This window comes from Kineothrix sp. IPX-CK (assembly GCF_039134705.1).
GTDB lineage: Bacteria > Bacillota > Clostridia > Lachnospirales > Lachnospiraceae > Kineothrix > Kineothrix sedimenti.
This window is the reverse complement of sequence record NZ_CP146256.1, coordinates 3704862-3725225: the sequence shown is the minus strand read 5'-3', so window position 1 is coordinate 3725225 and position 20364 is coordinate 3704862. Positions and strand designations below refer to the sequence as shown.

Sequence of the window (20364 nt, the reverse complement as noted above, 5' to 3'; positions counted from 1 at the left end):
TTCTGAACAACGAACAATTCGCGAAGTATGCTGCCCGTTGTTCACATTCAACTAGTTATTATTATTCGGTCCCACATATTGAGCCTTGCCGAAGCCAAGAATCAATACAAAAATGGTGTTTAAGAACAATAAGCCGAAGCCGAAGGCAACACCCTGCCCAAAGGCTTTTGCCAGCTTGAAATACATCATGATACCTACTACGATGTTAACAATCGGAATAAGCATAAGTAAGAACAACCAGCCGTTGCCGAAAGAAATGTCGAATAAGCAGTAAATATTGTAAATTGGAACGATTGCAGCCCAACCCGGCTTACCTGCTTTTGCAAACATTTTCCACATTCCTACCAGTGTTATAACCGCGATTACCAAGATAACTACAAGGTACGCTGAAATAAAAGCCATGGCTGCTGCGTAGGATGCCTGATCATAATACAATTCATTATTCATTTTTATATCTCCCTCTCATAAGTATTCCTTATTATATTAATTGAACAACGCTATAAAGTCAATCCAATTTATGGTAAAGTTGAAAAAATAGTTATAATAAACTCTGTATTCAGTGCAAAAAAATATTTTTTGATATATTTTATCAATTGAATTATTATGAATAATGTGATAAACGATGCTATATAAAAAAATATTTGATAAATTTGTCGAAAGGATTATAATGATGTCGGGGCTAAAATACCTTTTGACCCCGACATCATTGTATAAACATAAAACAGGATTATAAAAACCTAAGCTAAGACAGGAGTGCCGATGATGAATGAAAATATGATGATTAGGGCGGCGAAGCCGGAAGACGCAGCACGGTTGCTGGACATATATGCGCCTTATGTGGACAATACAGCGATAACATTCGAATACGAAGTGCCGACTGTGGAAGAATTCAGGAATAGGATGGCTCATACTATGGAAAAATATCCTTATCTTTTGCTGCAGCAGGGAGAGGAAATCATGGGATATGCTTATGCGTCCGCATTTAAAGGGCGTTCTGCTTACGACTGGGCAGTGGAGACTTCCATTTATGTAAAAGAAGGAACACATGGGAAAGGCATTGGTAAGAAGCTGTATGCGGTGCTGGAGGAGATTCTTGCGGCTCAGCACATCATAAATGTCAATGCATGCATCGCTTATCCCAATCCTGAGAGCATTGCTTTTCACGAGAAATGCGGATATAAAACAGTGGCTCATTTTACGAAGTGCGGTTATAAACTGGGCAAGTGGTACGACATGATCTGGATGGAAAAGATGTTGGGCCCGCATCCTGAGAAGCCTCAGACTGTTTTAACGGCATCGAATGTTGAACTGTTATACAATAATACAAAAATTTGATAAAAGGTATTGCAATTGAACAAAAGTTATGATAGTATGTGGCTATTAAAAAATTTATTGAAATGCGTTGAAAGAGACTCTTGTTATGAAAAGCGACAGGAATACGGCGTCACCGACTGAGAGCGCTGTTTGTGGGAAGTAACAAAGGGAACACTCTGGAGCAGATTTTCCGAACTGCTGATGAAGGCACTAGGGAGATACGTTAACACGCGTTAAGTGTAAGAGTGGGCAAGGCGGTTCACACATCTTGATAGAGATGTCGGCTTGTCAATGCGGGTGGTACCGCGGATTATTATAATTTTAATTATCCGTCCCGGAATGCAGGAAACTGTGTTCCGGGACTTCTTTGCGCGCATAAGCAGAGTAAGGTTGCCGGAGAACCGCTGAACTGCTTGCAGCTCAGCGGTTCTCCGGCAATCTTACTAGCAACGCGAACTTTAAATTTCTCTGCCGAGAAATTTAAAGTCTGCTTATGACTCAGCCAAAGAGATTGGCTTATGACTCAGCCAAAGAGATTGGCTTATGACTCAGCCAAAGAAATTGGTCAATCCACAAATAAGCAAAGAAGTCCCGGAACGTCAAAAAAGAAAAATGAGCAAAGAACACTCATAAGGAGAGAGTAGTGTGAAAAATGGATTTTTCACACGCAAATTTGTGCCTGCGGCCCAAAGTTTGCAGGCTTTGAGAAAGGCATGGAGAGTATTATGATGACTAAAAACATTTACAGAGACATCACAGTAAAAGAAATCGACGAATCCTACATCGGAAAAACAGTAAAAGCGGCGGGATGGGTAGAAAATATTCGGGATCACGGAGGAGTATCCTTTGTCGATTTGAGGGATATGTATGGAGTATTACAAGTAGTAATCCGGACTCCTGAGCTTATGAAAGAGATTACAAAGGAAGCTTCCATATCGGTGGAGGGTCTCATAGAAAAAAGAGATGAAGAAACATACAATCCCAAGCTACCTACCGGAACCATAGAGCTGGAAGCTAGGTCCATTGTCATTCTGGGCAAGGTATACAAACAGCTTCCTTTTGAAATAATGACTTCCAGGGAAACAAGAGAAGATGTCCGGCTGAAGTATCGTTATTTAGATCTTAGAAACGCCAAGGTAAAAGAGAACATTATTTTCCGATCCCAGGTCATCTCCTTTCTGCGGGAGAAAATGACGGAAATGGGATTTCTGGAGATACAGACTCCGATTTTATGCGCTTCCTCGCCGGAAGGAGCAAGGGACTATATCGTTCCCTCCAGAAAATATAAAGGAAAGTTTTATGCGCTTCCTCAGGCTCCTCAGCAGTATAAGCAGCTTTTGATGGTGTCGGGATTCGATAAATATTTTCAGATAGCGCCCTGCTTCCGCGATGAGGATGCCAGAGCAGACCGCTCGCCCGGCGAATTTTATCAGTTGGATTTTGAAATGAGCTTCGCCGAACAAGAAGATGTTTTTCGTGTAGGAGAAGAAATTCTGAGCGCTGCTTTTGAAAAATTTGCTCCGGAAGGTTTTGAGGTAACAAAGGCTCCTTATCCCATTATCAGCTATAAGCAGGCGATGCTTGAGTTTGGTACGGATAAACCGGATTTGCGCAATCCACTCAGAATCATGGATATGACAGAGTTCTTCCAGGAATGCACCTTTAAGCCATTTATTGGAAAAACAGTGCGGGCCATTAAGGTACACGGAGAGATGACTAAGGGCTTCCACGAAAAGCTGCTTAGTTTCGCAGTGTCTCTCGGTATGGGTGGCCTCGGATATCTGGAGGTGGAGGAAGGCCTGACCTATAAGGGGCCTATCGACAAATTCATTCCGGAAGATAAGAAGATGGAACTGCTGGAAAAAGCCGGTCTAGCCGTGGGAGATACTATTTTTTTCATAGCAGACAAAGAGGAGAGAGCTAATTATTATGCCGGACAAATTAGAAATGAACTGGGCATTAAACTCGATTTGTACGAAAAGGATGCGTATCGCTTCTGCTATGTGAATGATTTTCCGATGTTTGAGCGGGATCCTGAGACGAAACGGATTGGATTTACACACAATCCCTTCTCCATGCCGCAGGGCGGGTTGAAGGCGCTTGAGGAGGAGAATCCTCTGGATATATTGGCATATCAATATGATATCGTATGTAATGGCATCGAACTATCCTCGGGAGCGGTGAGAAATCACGATATGCAGATAATGGTAAAAGCTTTCGAAATTGCAGGATATGATGAAGAAACCTTGAAAAATAAATTTGGAGCGCTCTACCAGGCATTTCAGTTCGGTGCGCCTCCCCACGCAGGAATGGCGCCGGGGATCGACCGCATGCTTATGCTGCTTCGAGGCGAGGAGAATATCAGAGAGGTGATTGCTTTCCCTATGAGCGGCTCTGCGCAGGATTTAATGTGCGGTGCACCTAATGATGTGACGGAAAAGCAGCTTCGGGAAGTGCATATTAAAGTCAGAGACTAAATGTGAAGTGGTTTAGGCGGGCGTTTGAGAAACTGTCAGGTTGTAAAATTTGATGTGCCCTTTGGAGTTTACTGGTAACTTTCCACGGTGGATTTGTTTTTTCTCCTACGCTTACGACGTTTCCCTAAGTATCATTGGTTTCTTTAAGAAAATGCAAATCCTTCGCTAAAAAAACTGAAACCTAATGCACTGAGGAAAGTCCTTGGAAGGCCGTGAAACTGTACATGAAATTAATGAAAGTAACGAGTTTCGCAATTACCTAAATGTACTGGGATTTGAAAGGAGCAAGTTCAAAATGACAAATATAATAAATGATGAAACAATTGAATATGTAGGCATTCTCGCCAAGCTTGAGCTTTCCGAAGAGGAGAAGGAGCAGGCCAAAAGGGATATGGGCAGAATGCTCGATTATATCGATAAGCTTAGCGAACTGGACACTTCCGGAGTGGAGCCGATGTCTCATGTCTTTTCCGTTCAGAATGTTTTTAGAGAAGATGTAGTGACGAACGGTGATATGAGGGAGGAAATCCTGAAAAACGCACCGGGGGAAAAGGATGGCATGTTTATGGTTCCCCCGACATTCGATTAGGAGGCGCTGATATGGATATTTTACAATGGACAGCCGTGGAGCTGTCAGCTGCGATAAAGAAAAAAGAAGTGACGGTAATGGAGGCGGCAGCTGCGGTGATAGACAGTATCGAAAGCCGCGAAGGGCGATATAACTGCTACATTACGGTGGACAGAGAAGGAGCATTGAAAAAAGCCGGGGATATTCAAAGAAGGATTGAAAACGGAGAACTGACCGGACCGCTGGCGGGAGTACCGATGGCAATTAAAGACAATATGTGCACGGAGGGAATCTTAACTACCTGCGCATCGAAGATTCTTGGTAATTTTGTTCCTGTTTTTTCCTCGGAGGCGGTTTTAAACCTGGAAAAGGCCGGTGCACTTATGATAGGCAAGACAAATATGGATGAATTCGCCATGGGTTCTACCACAGAGACCTCCGCTTATGGGGAGACGAAGAATCCTTGGGATGAAAGCAGGGTGCCCGGAGGTTCCTCCGGGGGCTCAGCCGCTGCGGTGGCGGCACAGGAATGCTTTTTTGCATTAGGCTCGGATACCGGTGGCTCCATTCGTCAGCCCTCGTCCTACTGCGGCGTGGTGGGAATGAAGCCCACCTATGGAACCGTATCCCGTTATGGCCTGATCGCTTATGGCTCTTCTTTGGATCAAATCGGGCCTATCAGCAAGGACGTAGCGGATTGTGCGGCAATTCTCGAGGCAATCGCTTCCCATGATGAGAAGGATTCGACTTCTGTATCCAGGGAGGCCGATTTCACCAGTGCCCTGATAGAAGATGTGAAAGGCATGAGAATCGGTGTGCCCAAGGATTATTTCGGAGAAGGACTGGATAGCGAAGTGAAGGAAGCTGTTTTAAAAGCGGCGCAGTTACTGAGAGAGAAAGGTGCTGTAGTAGAAGAATTCGATTTGAGTCTGGCAGAATATGCTATTCCCGCCTATTATACCATTGCTGCGGCGGAAGCCAGTTCTAACCTGGAGCGCTTTGACGGCATCAAATACGGACACCGGGCTCAGGAATACGAAGGGCTGCACAGCATGTATAAGAAATCCCGCTCCGAGGGCTTTGGGGCAGAGGTGAAGCGGAGGATTATGTTAGGCTCCTTCGTACTGAGCTCCGGCTATTATGATGCGTATTATCTGAAAGCGTTGAAGGTGAAGGCTCTTATTAAAAAGGCTTTTGACGAAGCCTTTTCCAAATATGATCTGATTCTCGGTCCTGTTGCACCCACCACGGCTCCACGGCTGGGAGAGAGCCTGGCAGATCCTATCAAGATGTATCTGGGAGATATTTATACGATTTCGGTAAACCTTGCAGGACTTCCTGCCATCAGCGTTCCCTGCGGGATGGATTCAAGAGGGCTTCCGATAGGGCTGCAGCTTATCGGAGATTGCTTTCAGGAGAAGAAAATCATTCAGGCGGCTTACACCTATGAAAAGGCCAGAGGTGTCTTTGGCGCTCCCACTATAAAAAACGTAGAAAAATAAGGAAAGGTGGTCTAGGATATGGCTAAGCAATATGAAACGGTCATTGGTCTGGAGGTTCACGTTGAGCTTTCTACCAAAACAAAGATTTTCTGCGGCTGCTCCACCGCCTTCGGCGGCGCGCCGAATACACATACCTGTCCGGTCTGCACCGGTATGCCGGGATCTCTTCCGGTGCTGAACAAGCAGGTATTAGAATATGCCATAGCGGTAGGGCTGGCTACCGAATGCACGATTACACAACATTGTAAATTTGACAGAAAGAATTATTTTTATCCCGACAATCCACAGAATTATCAAATATCCCAGCTCTATCTTCCTATTTGCAGAAACGGCAAGGTGGAAATCGAAACAGAAGGCGGAAGTAAAACGGTAGGAATCCATGAAATCCATATGGAGGAAGATGCGGGTAAGCTGATTCACGATGAATGGGAGGAATGCTCCCTCGTGGACTATAACCGTTCCGGTGTTCCTCTTATAGAGATCGTATCCGAACCGGATATGCGAAGCGCAGAGGAGGTAATAGCCTATCTGGAAAAACTCCGCCTGACGCTTCAGTATCTTGGCGTTTCCGACTGCAAGCTTCAGGAGGGTTCCATGAGGGCTGACGTGAACCTGTCCGTTAGAGAAGTTGGTGCGAAAGAATTCGGAACGAGAACAGAAATGAAAAACATGAATTCCTTCCGTGCAATAAAACGTGCCGTGGAGGGCGAAAGGGAAAGACAGATAGACCTTCTGGAGGCAGGAGCTGAAGTGATTCAGGAGACGAGAAGGTGGGATGATAATAAGGGAGAATCCTATGCGATGAGAAGCAAGGAAGACGCTCAGGATTACCGGTATTTTCCTGATCCTGACCTTGTCCCTATCAGGGTCAGCGATGAATGGATAGCCCGGATTAAAGAAACACAACCGGAAATGCGGGCGGAGAAGATAACACGTTATAAAAAGGAGTACGATATTCCTGATTATGATATAGATATTATTACCGGATCCAAACACATGGCGGATATTTTCGAGAGGACTGCAGCTCTTTGCGGGCAGCCGAAAAAAGCGGCGAACTGGCTTATGGTAGAAACCCTTCGTTTGCTGAAGGAGAATGGCATGGAGCCGGAAGACATCCGCTTTTCTCCGGAGAATCTGGCAAAGCTTATCGGGCTCACGGAAGAAAAGGTGATCAACAGCTCCGTAGCGAAGGAAGTATTCGAGATAATGTTCGATACCGATATTGACCCGCAGTTATATATAGAAGAAAAGGGCTTGAAGACGGTAAACGACGAAGGCGCACTGCGCAGGACGATAGAAGAGGTAATAGACGCCAATCCTCAATCTGTCGAGGATTATCGAAACGGCAAAGAAAAGGCGATCGGATTCCTGGTGGGACAAACGATGAAAGCGATGCAGGGCAAAGCGGAGCCGGGTATGGTGAATAAACTTTTGAAAGAACTTTTGTAGGACGAAATAATAAAAAAGCTGCCGATTGGTTAAAAAACTAATCGGCAGCTTTTTTATTATAACGGCATAGAACTTATAGCTATCGTGTTGATAGTGCCTTATATACATGCTAGAATATTGTATATATATTTACCATTTACCACATCAAAAAGGAGCAGGAGAAAGCATGGACTTAAAGCGTGAGCTCGTATTACCCAACGATGACCTCCCATTTAAAATGTTCATATTTGAGGGAAGAAACGGCAATTACCGCGTGACGAAGCACTGGCACGACAGTATAGAGATATTCCTCGTTTTCGAAGGAGAAATTGATTTTTATATCAATACCTCTTATTACGGGCTGTCCAGAGGAAAATTTATTATCGTCAATTCCAACGAGGTGCACTCCATTGACGTATCGAAGGAGAATTTCACGATTGTATTGCAGATTCCTCCGGAGGAATTCCACAAATATAAGGAAGAAGAATATCTTCTCTTCCGTCATACCTCTGAGGGCTACAAGGAAGAGGACGCGCAGTTCGTGAGGCTCATTCGCCGGATGTACACGGCATATGCGGAAAAAAGGTATGGCTATGAGCTGGAGGTGCTGAGCGATTACTATAAAATGATGCATTTCCTCCTGACACGTTATCGGGAGACAAATGTGGACAAGGAGAGGATGAAGCAGAGCAGACAGATGGAAAAACTGTTCAAGATCACTTCCTATATACAGGATCACTTCAGGGAAGATATAACACTCGAACATGTGGCGGAAATCTTCGGATTTTCCTCTACCTACCTGTCCCGAATCTTTAAAAAATATGCGAATGTGAACTATAAGACCTATGTTTTAAACGTGCGGGTGGAGTATGCTTTTAAGGAGCTTTTGAATACGGACAAATCGGTAAATAAGATAGCGGAGAACAACGGATTCCCCGATGCGAGAAGCTTTGCGAAGGCCTTTTCATCCCGTTTTGGAATATCTCCGGACAAATATAGAAGAGAAATGAGAAAAAGGCAAGAAAGTGCTATGAAATAGACAAGTTATTGGTAGAAAAGAGCAAAAAAAAGTCCTATAATAAAAACTATAATAAACATCTTTATAGAAGAATAGGAGGAGTGATACAAGGTGAAGATTCAATCGATTATGGATGAGGCATATAAAGCCTACGGACAGGTTTTCGATGGATTTGACGTCGCACAGCTGATAAGCGCCATGAAAGAGACAGATGCGCCGGCAGATGCGGTCGTATATTATCCGTCAATTGCGGAGCTTGAAAAACTGCCTGTAGCTGACGACATCAAGAACAGTCTCTTCGGAGGGCTGGAGATACAGCTTGGATATTGCAACGGCACGAACAACAAGCTGAACGCGATGGAGTATCATCGCAATTCAGAATTCGGAGTTGCGGCATCTGATCTTATTTTATTGCTTGGAAAACAGCAGGATATAGAAGAAGACTTTTCCTATGATTCCGCAAAAGTGGAAGCCTTTTTCGTTCCCGAAGGCACGGTATATGAAATGTATGCGACGACGCTGCATTATGCACCGTGCAGCGCCTCCGGAAAGCCCTTCCGCAATGTAGTGATTCTGCCCGCGGGCACCAATACGGAATTGGAGGCTTCCGACCGTGTATATCCGGAGGATAAATTGCTCACGGCAAAGAACAAATGGCTGATTGCTCATGCCGACGCCGCTATCGAAGGAGCGGTAAACGGCATCAGGGGCGAAAATATTGCGCTGTAAAAGCAGCAGAAAGAATGGAGGATAAGAATAATGTTTGATAATTTACCCAAAGTGAAAATCGGTATCGTAGCGGTAAGCCGCGACTGCTTCCCGGAAAGCCTCTCTGTGGAGAGAAGAAAAGCGCTCATTAAGGCTTATGAAGACAAATATGGAAAGAATGATATTTATGAATGTCCCATTTGTATCGTAGAAAGCGAGATCCATATGGTACAGGCGCTGGAAGATGTTAAGAAAGCGGGCTGTAACGCTCTCGTCGTATATCTTGGCAACTTCGGACCGGAAATTTCCGAGACCTTACTTGCAAAGCATTTTGACGGACCGGCAATGTTCGTAGCGGCTGCGGAAGAAAGCGGAGATAATCTGATCGGCGGAAGAGGCGACGCTTACTGCGGTATGCTGAATGCAAGCTACAATTTGAAGCTTCGCAATATCAATGCTTACATTCCTGAATATCCTGTTGGTACGGCGCAGGGATGTGCGGATATGATCCGTGAATTCGTTCCGATCGCACGCGGCATCATCGGCTTGTCCGACCTTAAGATCATCAGCTTCGGCCCCAGACCGTTAAATTTCCTCGCATGTAATGCGCCCATTAAGCAGCTTTATAATCTCGGCGTAGAAATCGAAGAAAACTCCGAGCTGGACTTGTTCGAAGCTTTCCATAAGCATGACAACGACCCTCGTATTCCCGATGTAGTTAAGGATATGGAGGCGGAACTGGGTGCAGGCAACCAGAAGCCTGAGGTTCTTCCTAAATTAGCTCAGTACGAGCTGACTCTGCTCGATTGGGTAGCGGAGCACAAGGGCTATAGAAAATATGTTGCTATTGCAGGAAAATGCTGGCCGGCATTTCAGACCCAGTTCGGATTTGTCCCTTGTTATGTAAACAGCCGTTTGACGGGAATGGGTATTCCGGTATCCTGCGAAGTAGATATCTACGGAGCACTCAGCGAATTCATCGGTACATGTGTGAGCGAAGATACAGTTACGCTTCTCGATATCAATAATACCGTGCCTGCGGATATGTACGAAGAAAGCATCAAGGGCAAATTCGCCTATACACATAACGATACGTTCATGGGCTTCCACTGCGGAAACACGAACTCTAAGAAGTTGTCTTCCTGCGCTATGAAATATCAGATGATTATGGCCAGAAACCTTCCCGAAGAAGTAACGCAGGGAACCCTGGAGGGAGATATCTTACCCGGTGAGATCACTTTCTACCGTCTGCAAAGTACGGCAGATTCCAAGCTGCGCGCTTATATTGCGCAGGGCGAAGTGCTTCCGGTAGCTACAAAATCTTTCGGCGGCATCGGCATCTTTGCGATTCCTGAAATGGGACGCTTCTACCGCCACGTATTGATCGAGGGCAATTATCCTCATCACGGCGCTGTTGCATTCGGACATTTCGGAAAGTCACTGTATGAAGTTTTCAAATATATCGGCGTGCCGGTAGAAGAAATCGGATACAATCAGCCAAAGGGAGTAAGATATCCTACGGAGAATCCTTTTGCATAATATTTAAATATTGCTTGGGAAGCTTAAAATCGGGCTTTCCAAGCAATAATTGATGCTTTGGCATCGTATTTAGATCGTATAGGAGGAAATAAAAAACATGTTTTATATAGGGATAGATTTGGGAACCTCCGCCGTTAAGCTTCTGCTTATGGCAGCGGATGGAAAAATAGAAAATATCGTATCCAAAGAATACCCCCTTTTCTTCCCGCATCCCGGCTGGTCTGAGCAGAATCCGGAGGATTGGTGGATCGCGGTTGTGGAAGGATTGAAAGAGCTGACCGTCTCTTGCGACAAGTCGCAGGTGGCGGGAATAAGCTTTGGTGGACAGATGCACGGGCTCGTTATTTTAGACGAGAAGGATGAGGTCATCCGCCCTGCGATTCTTTGGAATGACGGAAGAACGACGAAGGAGACGGATTATCTGAATCAGGTAATCGGCAAGGATAAGCTTTCTAAGTATACGGCGAATATCGCGTTTACCGGCTTTACGGCACCGAAGGTTCTCTGGGTCAAGGAAAACGAACCGGAGAATTTTGCCAGGATAAAGAAAATTATGCTGCCGAAGGACTACATCGCATATAAGCTTTCCGGCACATTCTGTACGGACGTATCCGATGCATCCGGCATGCTTCTCTTCGATGTGGAACATAAATGCTGGTCTGAGGAAATGATGGGAATCTGCGGAGTGACGAGCGAGCAGTTAGCGGGTATTTATGAAAGTGCGGATGTAGTAGGAACATTAAAGGCTGATGTGGCGAAGGAGCTGGCTCTTCCAGAGACGGTAAAGGTCATAGCGGGTGCCGGAGACAATGCGGCTGCTGCGGTAGGTACGGGTACGGTAGGAGACGGAATGTGCAACATTTCTCTCGGAACGTCAGGTACGATATTTATCTCCAGCAATCAGTTCGGCGTAGATAAGAACAATGCGCTGCATGCCTTCGCTCATGCAGACGGCTATTATCATCTGATGGGATGTATGCTCAGCGCAGCTTCCTGTAACAAGTGGTGGATGGATGATATCGTGGGCGAACACGATTATGCCAAGGAGCAGTCGGCGATTACGAAGCTGGGAGAGAACAATGTGTACTTCCTGCCGTATTTAATGGGCGAGCGTTCCCCGCTCAACGACCCTTATGCGCGAGGCACTTTCATCGGTCTTACCATGGACACGACCCGGGCGGATATGACACAGGCAGTGCTTGAGGGTGTTGCTTTTGCTATTCGCGATTCTTTCGAGGTGGCACGTTCTCTCGGAATCAATATCGAGCGCTCCAAAATCTGCGGGGGCGGTGCTAAGAGCCCTCTTTGGCGTAAGATTATCGCTAACGTATTGAATATAAAGATCGACAGGATAGAAAGCGAGGAAGGACCGGGATACGGCGGAGCTATGCTGGCGGCGGTAGGCTGCGGAGAATACGCGACAGTCGAGGAAGCGGCAGCGAAGCTTGTGAAGATCGTGGATACGATAGAGCCGGAACCGGAGATCGCAGCGAAGTACGAGGAGAAATACAGCAAATTTGCAAAAATATATCCGACGGTAAAAGAATTATTCCGTCAGATATAAGTGTATAGTGTAAAAATAATGAGCAGTGCGTCTGGCGGATTGCTCTCATATTCAATAAATAATATTCCGGGGATTAGAACATTTTCGTTTCTAGTCCCCGGAGTTTTTGTTCCGCACGCACAGTTTCGCATTGTTCGCCCGAAGGGCTTTTGTGTAACAGGCGCATTTTCCTATTACATAAAAAAGCGAATTACGTCTTCCATCCGCGACGTCATACTGGAAAAGAGCATATCTGTGACGGTCAGTGCAGCCATGGATTCAACCACTACCACAGCTCTCGGAACAATCACAGGATCATGGCGCCCTTTTATGTTTATGGAAATATTTTCTTTGCTTTTATTCACGGTCTGTTGGGTGGCGGCGATGGAGGGAGTAGGTTTTACTGCTGCCCGGAAAATAATATCGCAGCCGTCGCTCATTCCTCCCGTGATGCCTCCGGCATGATTGGTGATTTTACTGATGTTTCCTTGTTCATCCGCCTGATAGCTGTCATTATTTGACAGGCCGGTGGCGGTGGAAACTAAAAAGCCGTCGCCGATTTCAAAGCCTTTTACGGCACCGATAGAAAGAATGGCTTTTCCCAGATTGGCGTTCAGCTTTTCGAATACCGGATCGCCTATGCCCGCAGGCATGCCGTGAATAACACATTCAATAATACCGCCGGAAGAATTCTTCTCCTCCATACATTTCTCGAGATACCTGGCAGCCTTTTCGGCGGCAGCCATATCCGGCATGTAAAGAGGATTGCGCATGATGGCATCCTTATCAAAATTGGTTTTGTCAATGGAGACGGGACCGATAGACAATGTGTAGGAGGACAGGGTAATGCCCAGCTGCTTTAAAATCTTACAGGCAATGGCCCCGGCTGCCACACGTCCGACCGTTTCGCGTCCCGAGGAACGGCCTCCGCCCCGGTAGTCCCGAAAGCCGTATTTGGTATCGTAATTAAGATCCGCATGCCCCGGGCGATAGTACCCGGCAATCTCATTGTAATCGGCAGTATGCTGATCCTTGTTATAGACAACGAGCGAAATGGAAGTCCCTGTAGTCTTTCCGTCAAAAACCCCCGATAGAATTTCTACGGTATCGGATTCACCCCGCTTTGTAGTGTATCTGGATTGTCCGGGTTTTCTTCTGTCAAGGTACACCTGGATATCCTCCTCCGAAAGAGAAAGACCGGCAGGGCAGCCGTCAACAATAACGCCCAGACCTTTGCCATGGGATTCTCCCCAGGTGGTTATTTTAAATATATTGCCGAATGATGAACCAAACATAAAACATCTCCTTTGTATTATATATTATACACTAAAACTTCTCTAACCTTAGGGAAGTTGTTTGGTATTTTGTCCTAATATTTTTGTTGATATAATGTCAATATAGTAATAATAAACAACTCTATTTAAACTAAGAGGTTAAGATAAATGAATAATTTGAGTAAAAGAGAAGTGGATTTTATCTACTTGCTTCTTGGAGAAAGTGAATATCAGCCTATTTCATATTATGCCAAAAAATTGAATGTTTCAACTAAAACATTGCAGTCGGATTTAAAAAATATAAGAAATTATATGAAAAGGTATGAAATAAAAATAGATGCGCGGCCGGGCAGAGGCCTTTTGACTTGTGCCAAAAAAGAAAACAGCGAAAAGTTATTGAATGAGATAAGCCTGAAGATACCAAAGGCAGGAGAAGAATCGTCTACGGAAAGAAGAGAATTGATTTTAAAAGATATGCTTCTTAAAACGAATGAGATGACCTCCATACAAAAGCTTTCGGACTTGTATTATGTAGGAAAAACCAGCATCGTCAATGACATGAAATATATAGGGGAATGGATTCAGAAATACAATCTCACTTTTAAGAAGACAAAAGAGGGTACTTGTATTAATGGGAGCGAAACAGATATCAGGAAAGCGATTGCCGGCATTGCCATCCGTGAAAATACGAGAAATGGCCTGCTTGAATTATTTGGGAAGGAGGACATTGATTTTATAGAGAAGCTCCTTTCCGATATCGGGAAAAAGAATCTGGATATCGGTGATATCTATTACGCAAATTTGCTGACACATATTTTGATCTGTATTAAAAGGGTCAGGGAGAATATTCATATCGATGATAACGAAGAAAGCAGAATGATTCATGTCCATACACTGGAACAGTATGGAAAGGCGAAAGAAATAGCAGGGAAAATCAATGAGCATTATAACATTCAGATAGGGGAAGCAGAAACCTACTATATTTACCAGTATCTCATTTCTTCCGGTTTCGAAGGAAGAGGGGTAAAGGAAGGCAGGGAGCGGGGAAATGACGATAAGTGTACAGAATTTGCCAGTAAATTGACCAAACGCCTGTCGGAGAAATTTGGAATACGTTTTGAACAGGATACGGATATGATGCAAGGCCTGATCCTTCATATAAGACCGATGTTAAATCGATTGGAATACAACATCCAGATACAGAACCTGCTGAAGGAAGAAATAGGCAGGCAATACCCGCAAATGGTTGCACAATGCGGAGAAGTACTGAAAGAGCTGGCAAAAGAATATGGATTGCCTGAAATCAGCAGCGACGAAGTGGTCAATATAGCCATTTACTATCAGACTATGCTGGAAAAAAAGGCAATGAGAAAAAGGGTGCTTGTAGTATGCCACAGCGGATACGGGACATCGCAGCTGCTGGCAGCCAAGTTAAAAAATGAGTTTGCTTTTATTCAGATTGCGGATGTTGTTTCCGGCAGAAAAGTGAAAGATATGGATATTACAGGCATTGATTATATCATAGCGACCGTACCGATTGAAAGGGACGATGTACCTTATATCATAGTTTCTTCATTGTTGTCTGAGCAGGATATCAAAGCGATCAGAAACAGTTTCATGAATAGGGAACAAAATGAAGGGGAGTAGGTTGGCACATGGATATACGGGAAATTTTACTGGAAGAAAATATACAATTGAATTCAGATGCCGACACGAAAGAGCAGGCATTGAAGGTAATGGCCCAAATGCTCTTTCGAAGCGGAAAGATTGAAAATGCTGATATATTTTTACGCGATGTATGGGAACGGGAAAAAATGGGATTCACCGGGGCCGGCAATAAAATAGCTATTCCTCACGGAATATCCATGCAGGCGAAAAAGGTAGCAGTCTCTATCGTAAGGACCAAAAGAGATATATTCTGGGAATCGGAACAGGAAAATATTCCAAAAGAAGCAAAAATGGTGCGGTTCATAGTTCTTTTTGCAGTTCCCGGGAGGCCGCCTAAGACCGGGGAAATTAAATATATAGAAGCTTTAAAAGCTGTTTGCCGGAAGCTGGCAGACCGTCAGGCGACAGAAGGATTGCTGAAGGTGCAGGACGCATCGCAAATAATCGAAATCATAAATAATGATAAATAATAAACATACAGAAAGGAGAAGGGATGGTTGAAGTAATCGTAGTATCTCATGGCAGTTATGCGAAGTCGCTGGTAGAAAGCAGTGAACTTATCATGGGTGAGCAGGAGCATGTGCATGCTTTTGGATTTTTCCTGGGAGAAAATGTGGAAGAACTGCGGGAAAAGGTGGAGCAGAAAATCAAGGAAATCAGAGAGGAGGATCAAAATAAAGAAATTTTGATTTTGACGGATATGAGATCGGGAAGTCCTTTCAATGCAGTAACCCTGCTTATGCAAAATTATCATTTTTATCATATCGCAGGGGTAAATCTTCCGATTTTCCTTGAAATTCTCGGAACAAGAGAATTCCAAAAGGGGCAGGAATTGAAAGATATGGCAATGTCCATTGGCAGAGATACAATTGTGGATGTGAACAAAATGATGGAGGATTAATGTGGAAAGGATAGGTTATTAAGATGAAAAATATTGTACTTTGCAGAATTGATGACCGGCTCATTCATGGACAGGTTGTGACATCCTGGGTCAAACAGACAGGCGGCAATAAGATTATTGTAGTGGATGATGCTCTGACAAAAGATTTATTTATGCAGAAAATATTAAAAGCAGCGGCGCCTCCTGATGTGAAAGTGGAGGTTCTGGGCACGCTCGATGCAACGGATGTATTAAAGGAAGATGCGGCGAACGGGGAAAAGGTTATTATTCTTGTGAAAATACCGCAGATTCTGGAAAATTTAATAAAAGGAGGTGTAGCATTACCTAAAATTATTTTGGGGGGAATGGGATCCAAAGAAGGAAGGAAAAAGTTTAACAGGAATGTTTCCGCCAGCAGTGAGGAAGCGGAATCTATGAAAAGGATCATAGAATCAGGAACAGAAATCCTCTATCAGTTGGTTCCTACGGAAACCCCTACGGATGTACGTAAACTATTATCAGAATGATTATTATCAAACATGATAAGGGAAAAGGAGAAGGTAGAATATGAGTGTATTTCAAGCAATGCTATTGGGAGTTTTGTACTATTTGGGAAATAGTTCTATAGTGGCGGGACCGGTGGGTTATTATACCATTTACAGACCGCTCATCGGAGGCTTTTTGACAGGACTTGTACTGGGAGATCCTGTAACAGGAGTTATTGTAGGCGCAACAATTAACTTGATGTATATCGGTTTTATATCCGCAGGAGGTGCCCTTCCCGGAGATATGTGTCTTGCAGGTATTTTGGGTGCGGCGCTCGCTATTACGGGAGGACTTGATACAGAGGCGGCTTTGGCAATTGCAGTTCCGATAGGTTTGATCGGCACATTGCTTTGGTTTGGAAGACTGACACTGGATTCTTTCTTCGCACATTTGGCGGATAAGTATGTGGAAAAAGGAGAATCCGGAAAAATATGGATTGCCAGCGTGCTGCTGCCACAGTCCATGCTGTTTGTTATGACCGCTATCCCGTGTTTTCTGGCAGCATATTTTGGAGCCGGATATATTCAGGGAGCAATTAATGCGCTGGGCGGAACAGTACTGGGAGTACTGATTATTATCGGAGGTATGATGCCTGCGCTAGGTATTGGTCTGACATTATTATACATATTTAAAGGAGAAGCAAGAATATTTTTCTTCGTGGGATTTTTACTGGCGGTTTATTTTGGACTGAGTATGATTGCTGTCGGTTTCCTGGCACTTTGCAGTGCGGTTGTTTATACACAGCTTAGAAATGCAAAAGGAGGAGAAGCAAATGTCTAATATGAATCATAAAGAAATAAAAAAAGAAACTGAAGGTTCTTATATCTTATTATCGGATAAAGAAGTGAAACGTTCCTGGATCAACTGGTTATTTAATAATCAGGCAAATTACAACTATGAGCGAATGATGGGAACAGGTTTCCTTCATGCGATGGTTCCGATCGCAAAGAAATTATACAAGGACGACATGGAAAAACAGCGGGAAATGCTTAGGCGCCATACAGGCTTCTTTAACTGTGAACCCTGCCTTGGTTCGGCGATTGCCGGACTTACGGTAGCCATGGAGGAGCAAAAGGCTGCCGGAGGAGAAATCGAGGGCGAAGCGGTCACTTCCATTAAAACAGGGCTTATGGGACCTCTCTCGGGTATCGGCGACAGTATTATTCAGGGTGTTATTGTTCCCCTGCTCCTTGCATTTGCCATCGATATGGCAAGCGGAGGAAGCGTTGTGGCACCTATCGTATATTCACTTGTCATGATTGCGGTTGTGTTCGGTATTTCTTATACCTTATTTATGACCGGATATAAAAAGGGAAGCGGCGCTATTTTAAATATCCTTGAGAACGGTATTGTCAATAAAATCATTGCAGGCGCAAATATCATGGGATGTATGGTGCTGGGAGCTCTTGTAGCTAACTACGTATCCATGAGCTGCGGTATCCAGATCCAGCAGACAGCAGATAGTGTATTCAGTGTGCAGGAGCAGCTGTTCGATACGATCATACCGAAATTGCTTCCCCTTCTGCTGACGCTGGGAAGTTATAAAATGCTGAAAAAAGGCTGGTCATCCGTTAAAGTATTGCTGCTTATCGTTATCATCGGTGTGATTGGCGGCGTAACAGGAATTTTAGGTTAAACAAAAAGACAGGGAGGCATAAAAGATGCAGTATAAAATGTTTAAAACCACGCAATATGTGCTGGGAAATGGAAGTATCGAAAAATTAGGAGAGTACATAGACAAAAAGATAGCTTTCGTGGTAGACGAAGGAATCATGCGGGCATTGGAGCTTGATAAGATGATTTTCGACAATATGCTAAAGGAAGCAAACTATAAAATAGTATGTAATATGAAGGCAGAACCTCATATGTACATGCTGGAAACTCCTATAAATGAAATACGAAAATTTGAACCGGACGTAATTGTAGGAATCGGCGGCGGATCCGTAATGGATACTGCAAAAGCATTATGGCTGTTTTATGAACTCCCTGATTACGATTGGGAAAAAGCAACAAAAGCTTACGAGGTGGAGCCGTTCCCCGGTAAAGCAGAACTTATTGTAGTACCGACAACGAGTGGAACGGGATCTGAAACAACCGGCTGTGCCGTCATAAAAGATGAGCATAAGAAAAAGCGCATGATTTTGAGCGATGAAATCATTCCTGACCTGGCCATTATGGATTTTGATTTATTAAAAAGTCTTCCTTCCGGAAATATTGTATTTTCGGGAACGGATGCTCTGGCTCATGCGCTGGAAGCCGGCGTTAGCAAACTGGCGAGTACAATGGTCAGGATGCAGTGTATTCAGGCTGCGGTAACAATTATAAAAGAACTGCCGAAGTCTGTGCGAGGAGATATGGAGGCCAGGGAAAAAATGCATGTGGCCGCGACCATGGCGGGAGCGGGAATCAATAATTCTATTACGGGAATGGCACACGGTATGGATCAGGCGGGAGGGGATTTTGGAAAGCCTCATGGTCTGATGACAGGACTGCTGCTGCCTTATACGATGGAATATCTTATTCCGCAGCCTGTTTATGAAGAGGTGGCAGATCAGCTTCAGATAACCGGTTCTTCGGAGGAGAAACAAAAGAAGCTGGTAAAAAGAATTTGGGAAATGTATGAGGAAATCCAGATGCCTTTGACTTTAAAAGAAACGGGAATTTCCGAGCAGGAATATCTGGATAAGATTCCTTCTTATATAAAGGCGGCCTCTAAGGATGCAAACATTATGTTTGCGCCGAGAGAGCTTGCAGAAGAGGAACTCAATAATTTGTACCGTTCCTTTTATTACGGAAAATAGGGTCATATTTCATAATACAAAAAAGAAAAAGGAGATTAATCATATGGGTGAGAAAATGAGAGTAGTAGCAATCACAGAGGAAAGGAAAGTGGAGGTAAAGGAAGTAAGAATGCCGCAGCCTAAGGAGAACCAGATTCTGATGCGGATAAAAGCGTGCGCAATCTGTACATGGGAACAGAGAACCTTTACACGGGAATCACATATGCCGCTGCCTTTCGTGGGAGGACATGAAATTGCAGGAGAAGTTGCACAGTTAGGAAAGGGTGTTAGTCCGAAAGAGTTTCCTGTGGGAGGAAAAATTGTCGCGAGATTGATTAATGTATGCGGAAAATGCTATTTCTGCCGTAGAGGGGAAGAAAACCTCTGTGTGGAATTAAATAATCTGGACAGCTCGGAGATGGAAATTATGGGAACAGGCGGTATGGGAGAATATCTTGCCATTAATGCTTCTCAGGCTTACCGCATTCCCGATGAACTGCCGGATGTAAAAGCAGCCTTTGCCGAGCCGCTTGCCTGTGTTCTTAACAGTATTGAAAAAGGAAGAATTGAGCTTGGCGATGATGTGGTAGTTATTGGCGGAGGTATCATGGGTATGCTCCATGTTATGAGCGCCAAGCTGAGCGGTGCCAGAGTTATATTGAGCGAGCCTGATCCGGAAAGAAGAAGAATTGCCGAGGAATTGGGCTGTGATATCACTTTTAATCCTTTGGAAAAAAATCCGGTAGAGTATGTCCGCTCATTAACTGAGGGAAGAGGAGCAGAGGCGGTATTTAACACCACACCTATTTCGGCGGTTGCCAAACAGGCAGTGGAAATGACCGCACCTATGGGCCGCTGCATTATGTATAGCTCCCAGCATCCTGACAAGCCTTTTGAAATAAGCCCGAATTGGCTTCATAATTCGGAGACCATCGTTACCGGAGCGGTCAGCCCCAGCGTTCGTTCCTTTAACCGGTCGGTCAATCTGCTGGCGAAAAAGATTATCGATCCGGAGAAACTTGTGTCGGGAACCTATTCGTATGAAAACGCTCAGGATGCTTTTGAGGCTGCCGTACGTCCGGATACATACAGAATTATTGTAACCTTTTAATGGGAGGA

General features: G+C 44.5%; 19 protein-coding genes. 17 read left to right on the top strand and 2 right to left on the bottom strand.

Going from position 1 to position 20364, the window contains the following annotated elements:
• Nucleotides 1-51: 51 nt before the first annotated feature.
• Nucleotides 52-447 (bottom strand): DUF5684 domain-containing protein, encoded by a 396-nt coding sequence (locus tag V6984_RS17920; RefSeq protein ID WP_342756970.1) that lies wholly within the window; start codon nt 445-447, stop codon nt 52-54.
• A 312-nt stretch (nt 448-759) separates the two neighbouring features.
• On the opposite strand from V6984_RS17920, the gene V6984_RS17915 reads away from it, so the two are divergent.
• The 9 genes from V6984_RS17915 to xylB all read left to right on the top strand — a co-directional run bounded on the left by V6984_RS17915 (nt 760) and on the right by xylB (nt 12118).
• Nucleotides 760-1335 (top strand): N-acetyltransferase family protein, encoded by a 576-nt coding sequence (locus V6984_RS17915; protein ID WP_342756969.1) that lies wholly within the window; start codon nt 760-762, stop codon nt 1333-1335.
• Nucleotides 1336-2039: 704 nt separating this feature from the next.
• Nucleotides 2040-3791 carry an aspartate--tRNA ligase gene (gene aspS, locus V6984_RS17910; protein ID WP_342756968.1) on the top strand — a complete coding sequence of 584 codons (1752 nt, stop codon included), beginning with the start codon at nt 2040-2042 and terminating at the stop codon, nt 3789-3791.
• Nucleotides 3792-4086: 295 nt separating this feature from the next.
• Nucleotides 4087-4380 carry an Asp-tRNA(Asn)/Glu-tRNA(Gln) amidotransferase subunit GatC gene (gene gatC / locus V6984_RS17905; protein ID WP_342756967.1) on the top strand — a complete coding sequence of 98 codons (294 nt, stop codon included), beginning with the start codon at nt 4087-4089 and terminating at the stop codon, nt 4378-4380.
• Between the two features lie 11 nt (nt 4381-4391).
• On the top strand, nt 4392-5861 hold the full coding sequence (gene gatA / locus V6984_RS17900; RefSeq protein ID WP_342756966.1) for an Asp-tRNA(Asn)/Glu-tRNA(Gln) amidotransferase subunit GatA: 1470 nt from the start codon (nt 4392-4394) through the stop codon (nt 5859-5861).
• An 18-nt stretch (nt 5862-5879) separates the two neighbouring features.
• Complete coding sequence (gene gatB / locus V6984_RS17895) at nt 5880-7310, top strand: Asp-tRNA(Asn)/Glu-tRNA(Gln) amidotransferase subunit GatB (RefSeq protein ID WP_342756965.1); 1431 nt, start codon at nt 5880-5882, stop codon at nt 7308-7310.
• 166 nt (nt 7311-7476) lie between these two features.
• Nucleotides 7477-8328, top strand: coding sequence for an AraC family transcriptional regulator (locus tag V6984_RS17890; RefSeq protein WP_342756964.1), 852 nt, complete (start codon nt 7477-7479; stop codon nt 8326-8328).
• A gap of 90 nt (nt 8329-8418) precedes the next feature.
• Nucleotides 8419-9036: a DUF4867 family protein gene (locus V6984_RS17885; RefSeq protein WP_342756963.1), complete on the top strand. Its 618-nt coding sequence runs from the start codon at nt 8419-8421 to the stop codon at nt 9034-9036.
• Nucleotides 9037-9066: 30 nt separating this feature from the next.
• The gene (locus V6984_RS17880; RefSeq protein WP_342756962.1) at nt 9067-10554 is read left to right on the top strand and encodes an L-fucose/L-arabinose isomerase family protein; all 1488 of its coding nucleotides are present in this window, start codon (nt 9067-9069) and stop codon (nt 10552-10554) included.
• 97 nt (nt 10555-10651) lie between these two features.
• Nucleotides 10652-12118 (top strand): xylulokinase, encoded by a 1467-nt coding sequence (xylB, locus tag V6984_RS17875; protein WP_342756961.1) that lies wholly within the window; start codon nt 10652-10654, stop codon nt 12116-12118.
• 173 nt (nt 12119-12291) lie between these two features.
• Here the strand turns inward: xylB and aroC are convergent, their stop codons facing one another.
• A complete protein-coding gene (aroC, locus tag V6984_RS17870) occupies nt 12292-13392 on the bottom strand; it encodes a chorismate synthase (RefSeq protein ID WP_342756960.1) in 1101 nt (366 codons plus the stop codon).
• Between the two features lie 147 nt (nt 13393-13539).
• Here aroC and V6984_RS17865 point away from each other — a divergent pair, with 147 nt between their 5' ends.
• Genes V6984_RS17865 through V6984_RS17830 form a run of 8 tightly spaced genes read left to right on the top strand, consistent with a single transcriptional unit; the run spans nt 13540 to nt 20356 of the window.
• Nucleotides 13540-15018, top strand: a complete 1479-nt coding sequence (locus V6984_RS17865) for a BglG family transcription antiterminator (protein WP_342756959.1) — start codon at nt 13540-13542, stop codon at nt 15016-15018.
• 8 nt (nt 15019-15026) lie between these two features.
• Nucleotides 15027-15509, top strand: coding sequence for a PTS sugar transporter subunit IIA (locus V6984_RS17860; protein WP_342756958.1), 483 nt, complete (start codon nt 15027-15029; stop codon nt 15507-15509).
• Nucleotides 15510-15532: 23 nt separating this feature from the next.
• Nucleotides 15533-15940, top strand: a complete 408-nt coding sequence (locus V6984_RS17855) for a PTS sugar transporter subunit IIA (protein ID WP_342756957.1) — start codon at nt 15533-15535, stop codon at nt 15938-15940.
• A gap of 23 nt (nt 15941-15963) precedes the next feature.
• Nucleotides 15964-16446 (top strand): PTS sugar transporter subunit IIB, encoded by a 483-nt coding sequence (locus V6984_RS17850; protein ID WP_342756956.1) that lies wholly within the window; start codon nt 15964-15966, stop codon nt 16444-16446.
• Between the two features lie 40 nt (nt 16447-16486).
• Entirely contained in the window at nt 16487-17245 is a 759-nt protein-coding gene (locus V6984_RS17845; RefSeq protein ID WP_342756955.1) for a PTS sugar transporter subunit IIC, read from the top strand.
• The gene (locus tag V6984_RS17840; protein WP_342756954.1) at nt 17238-18101 is read left to right on the top strand and encodes a PTS system mannose/fructose/sorbose family transporter subunit IID; all 864 of its coding nucleotides are present in this window, start codon (nt 17238-17240) and stop codon (nt 18099-18101) included. Before V6984_RS17845 ends, V6984_RS17840 begins: the two co-directional genes overlap by 8 nt.
• Before the next feature lie 25 nt (nt 18102-18126).
• On the top strand, nt 18127-19266 hold the full coding sequence (locus V6984_RS17835) for an iron-containing alcohol dehydrogenase (protein WP_342756953.1): 1140 nt from the start codon (nt 18127-18129) through the stop codon (nt 19264-19266).
• Nucleotides 19267-19309: 43 nt separating this feature from the next.
• Entirely contained in the window at nt 19310-20356 is a 1047-nt protein-coding gene (locus tag V6984_RS17830) for a zinc-dependent alcohol dehydrogenase (protein WP_342756952.1), read from the top strand.
• Nucleotides 20357-20364 lie beyond the last annotated feature (8 nt).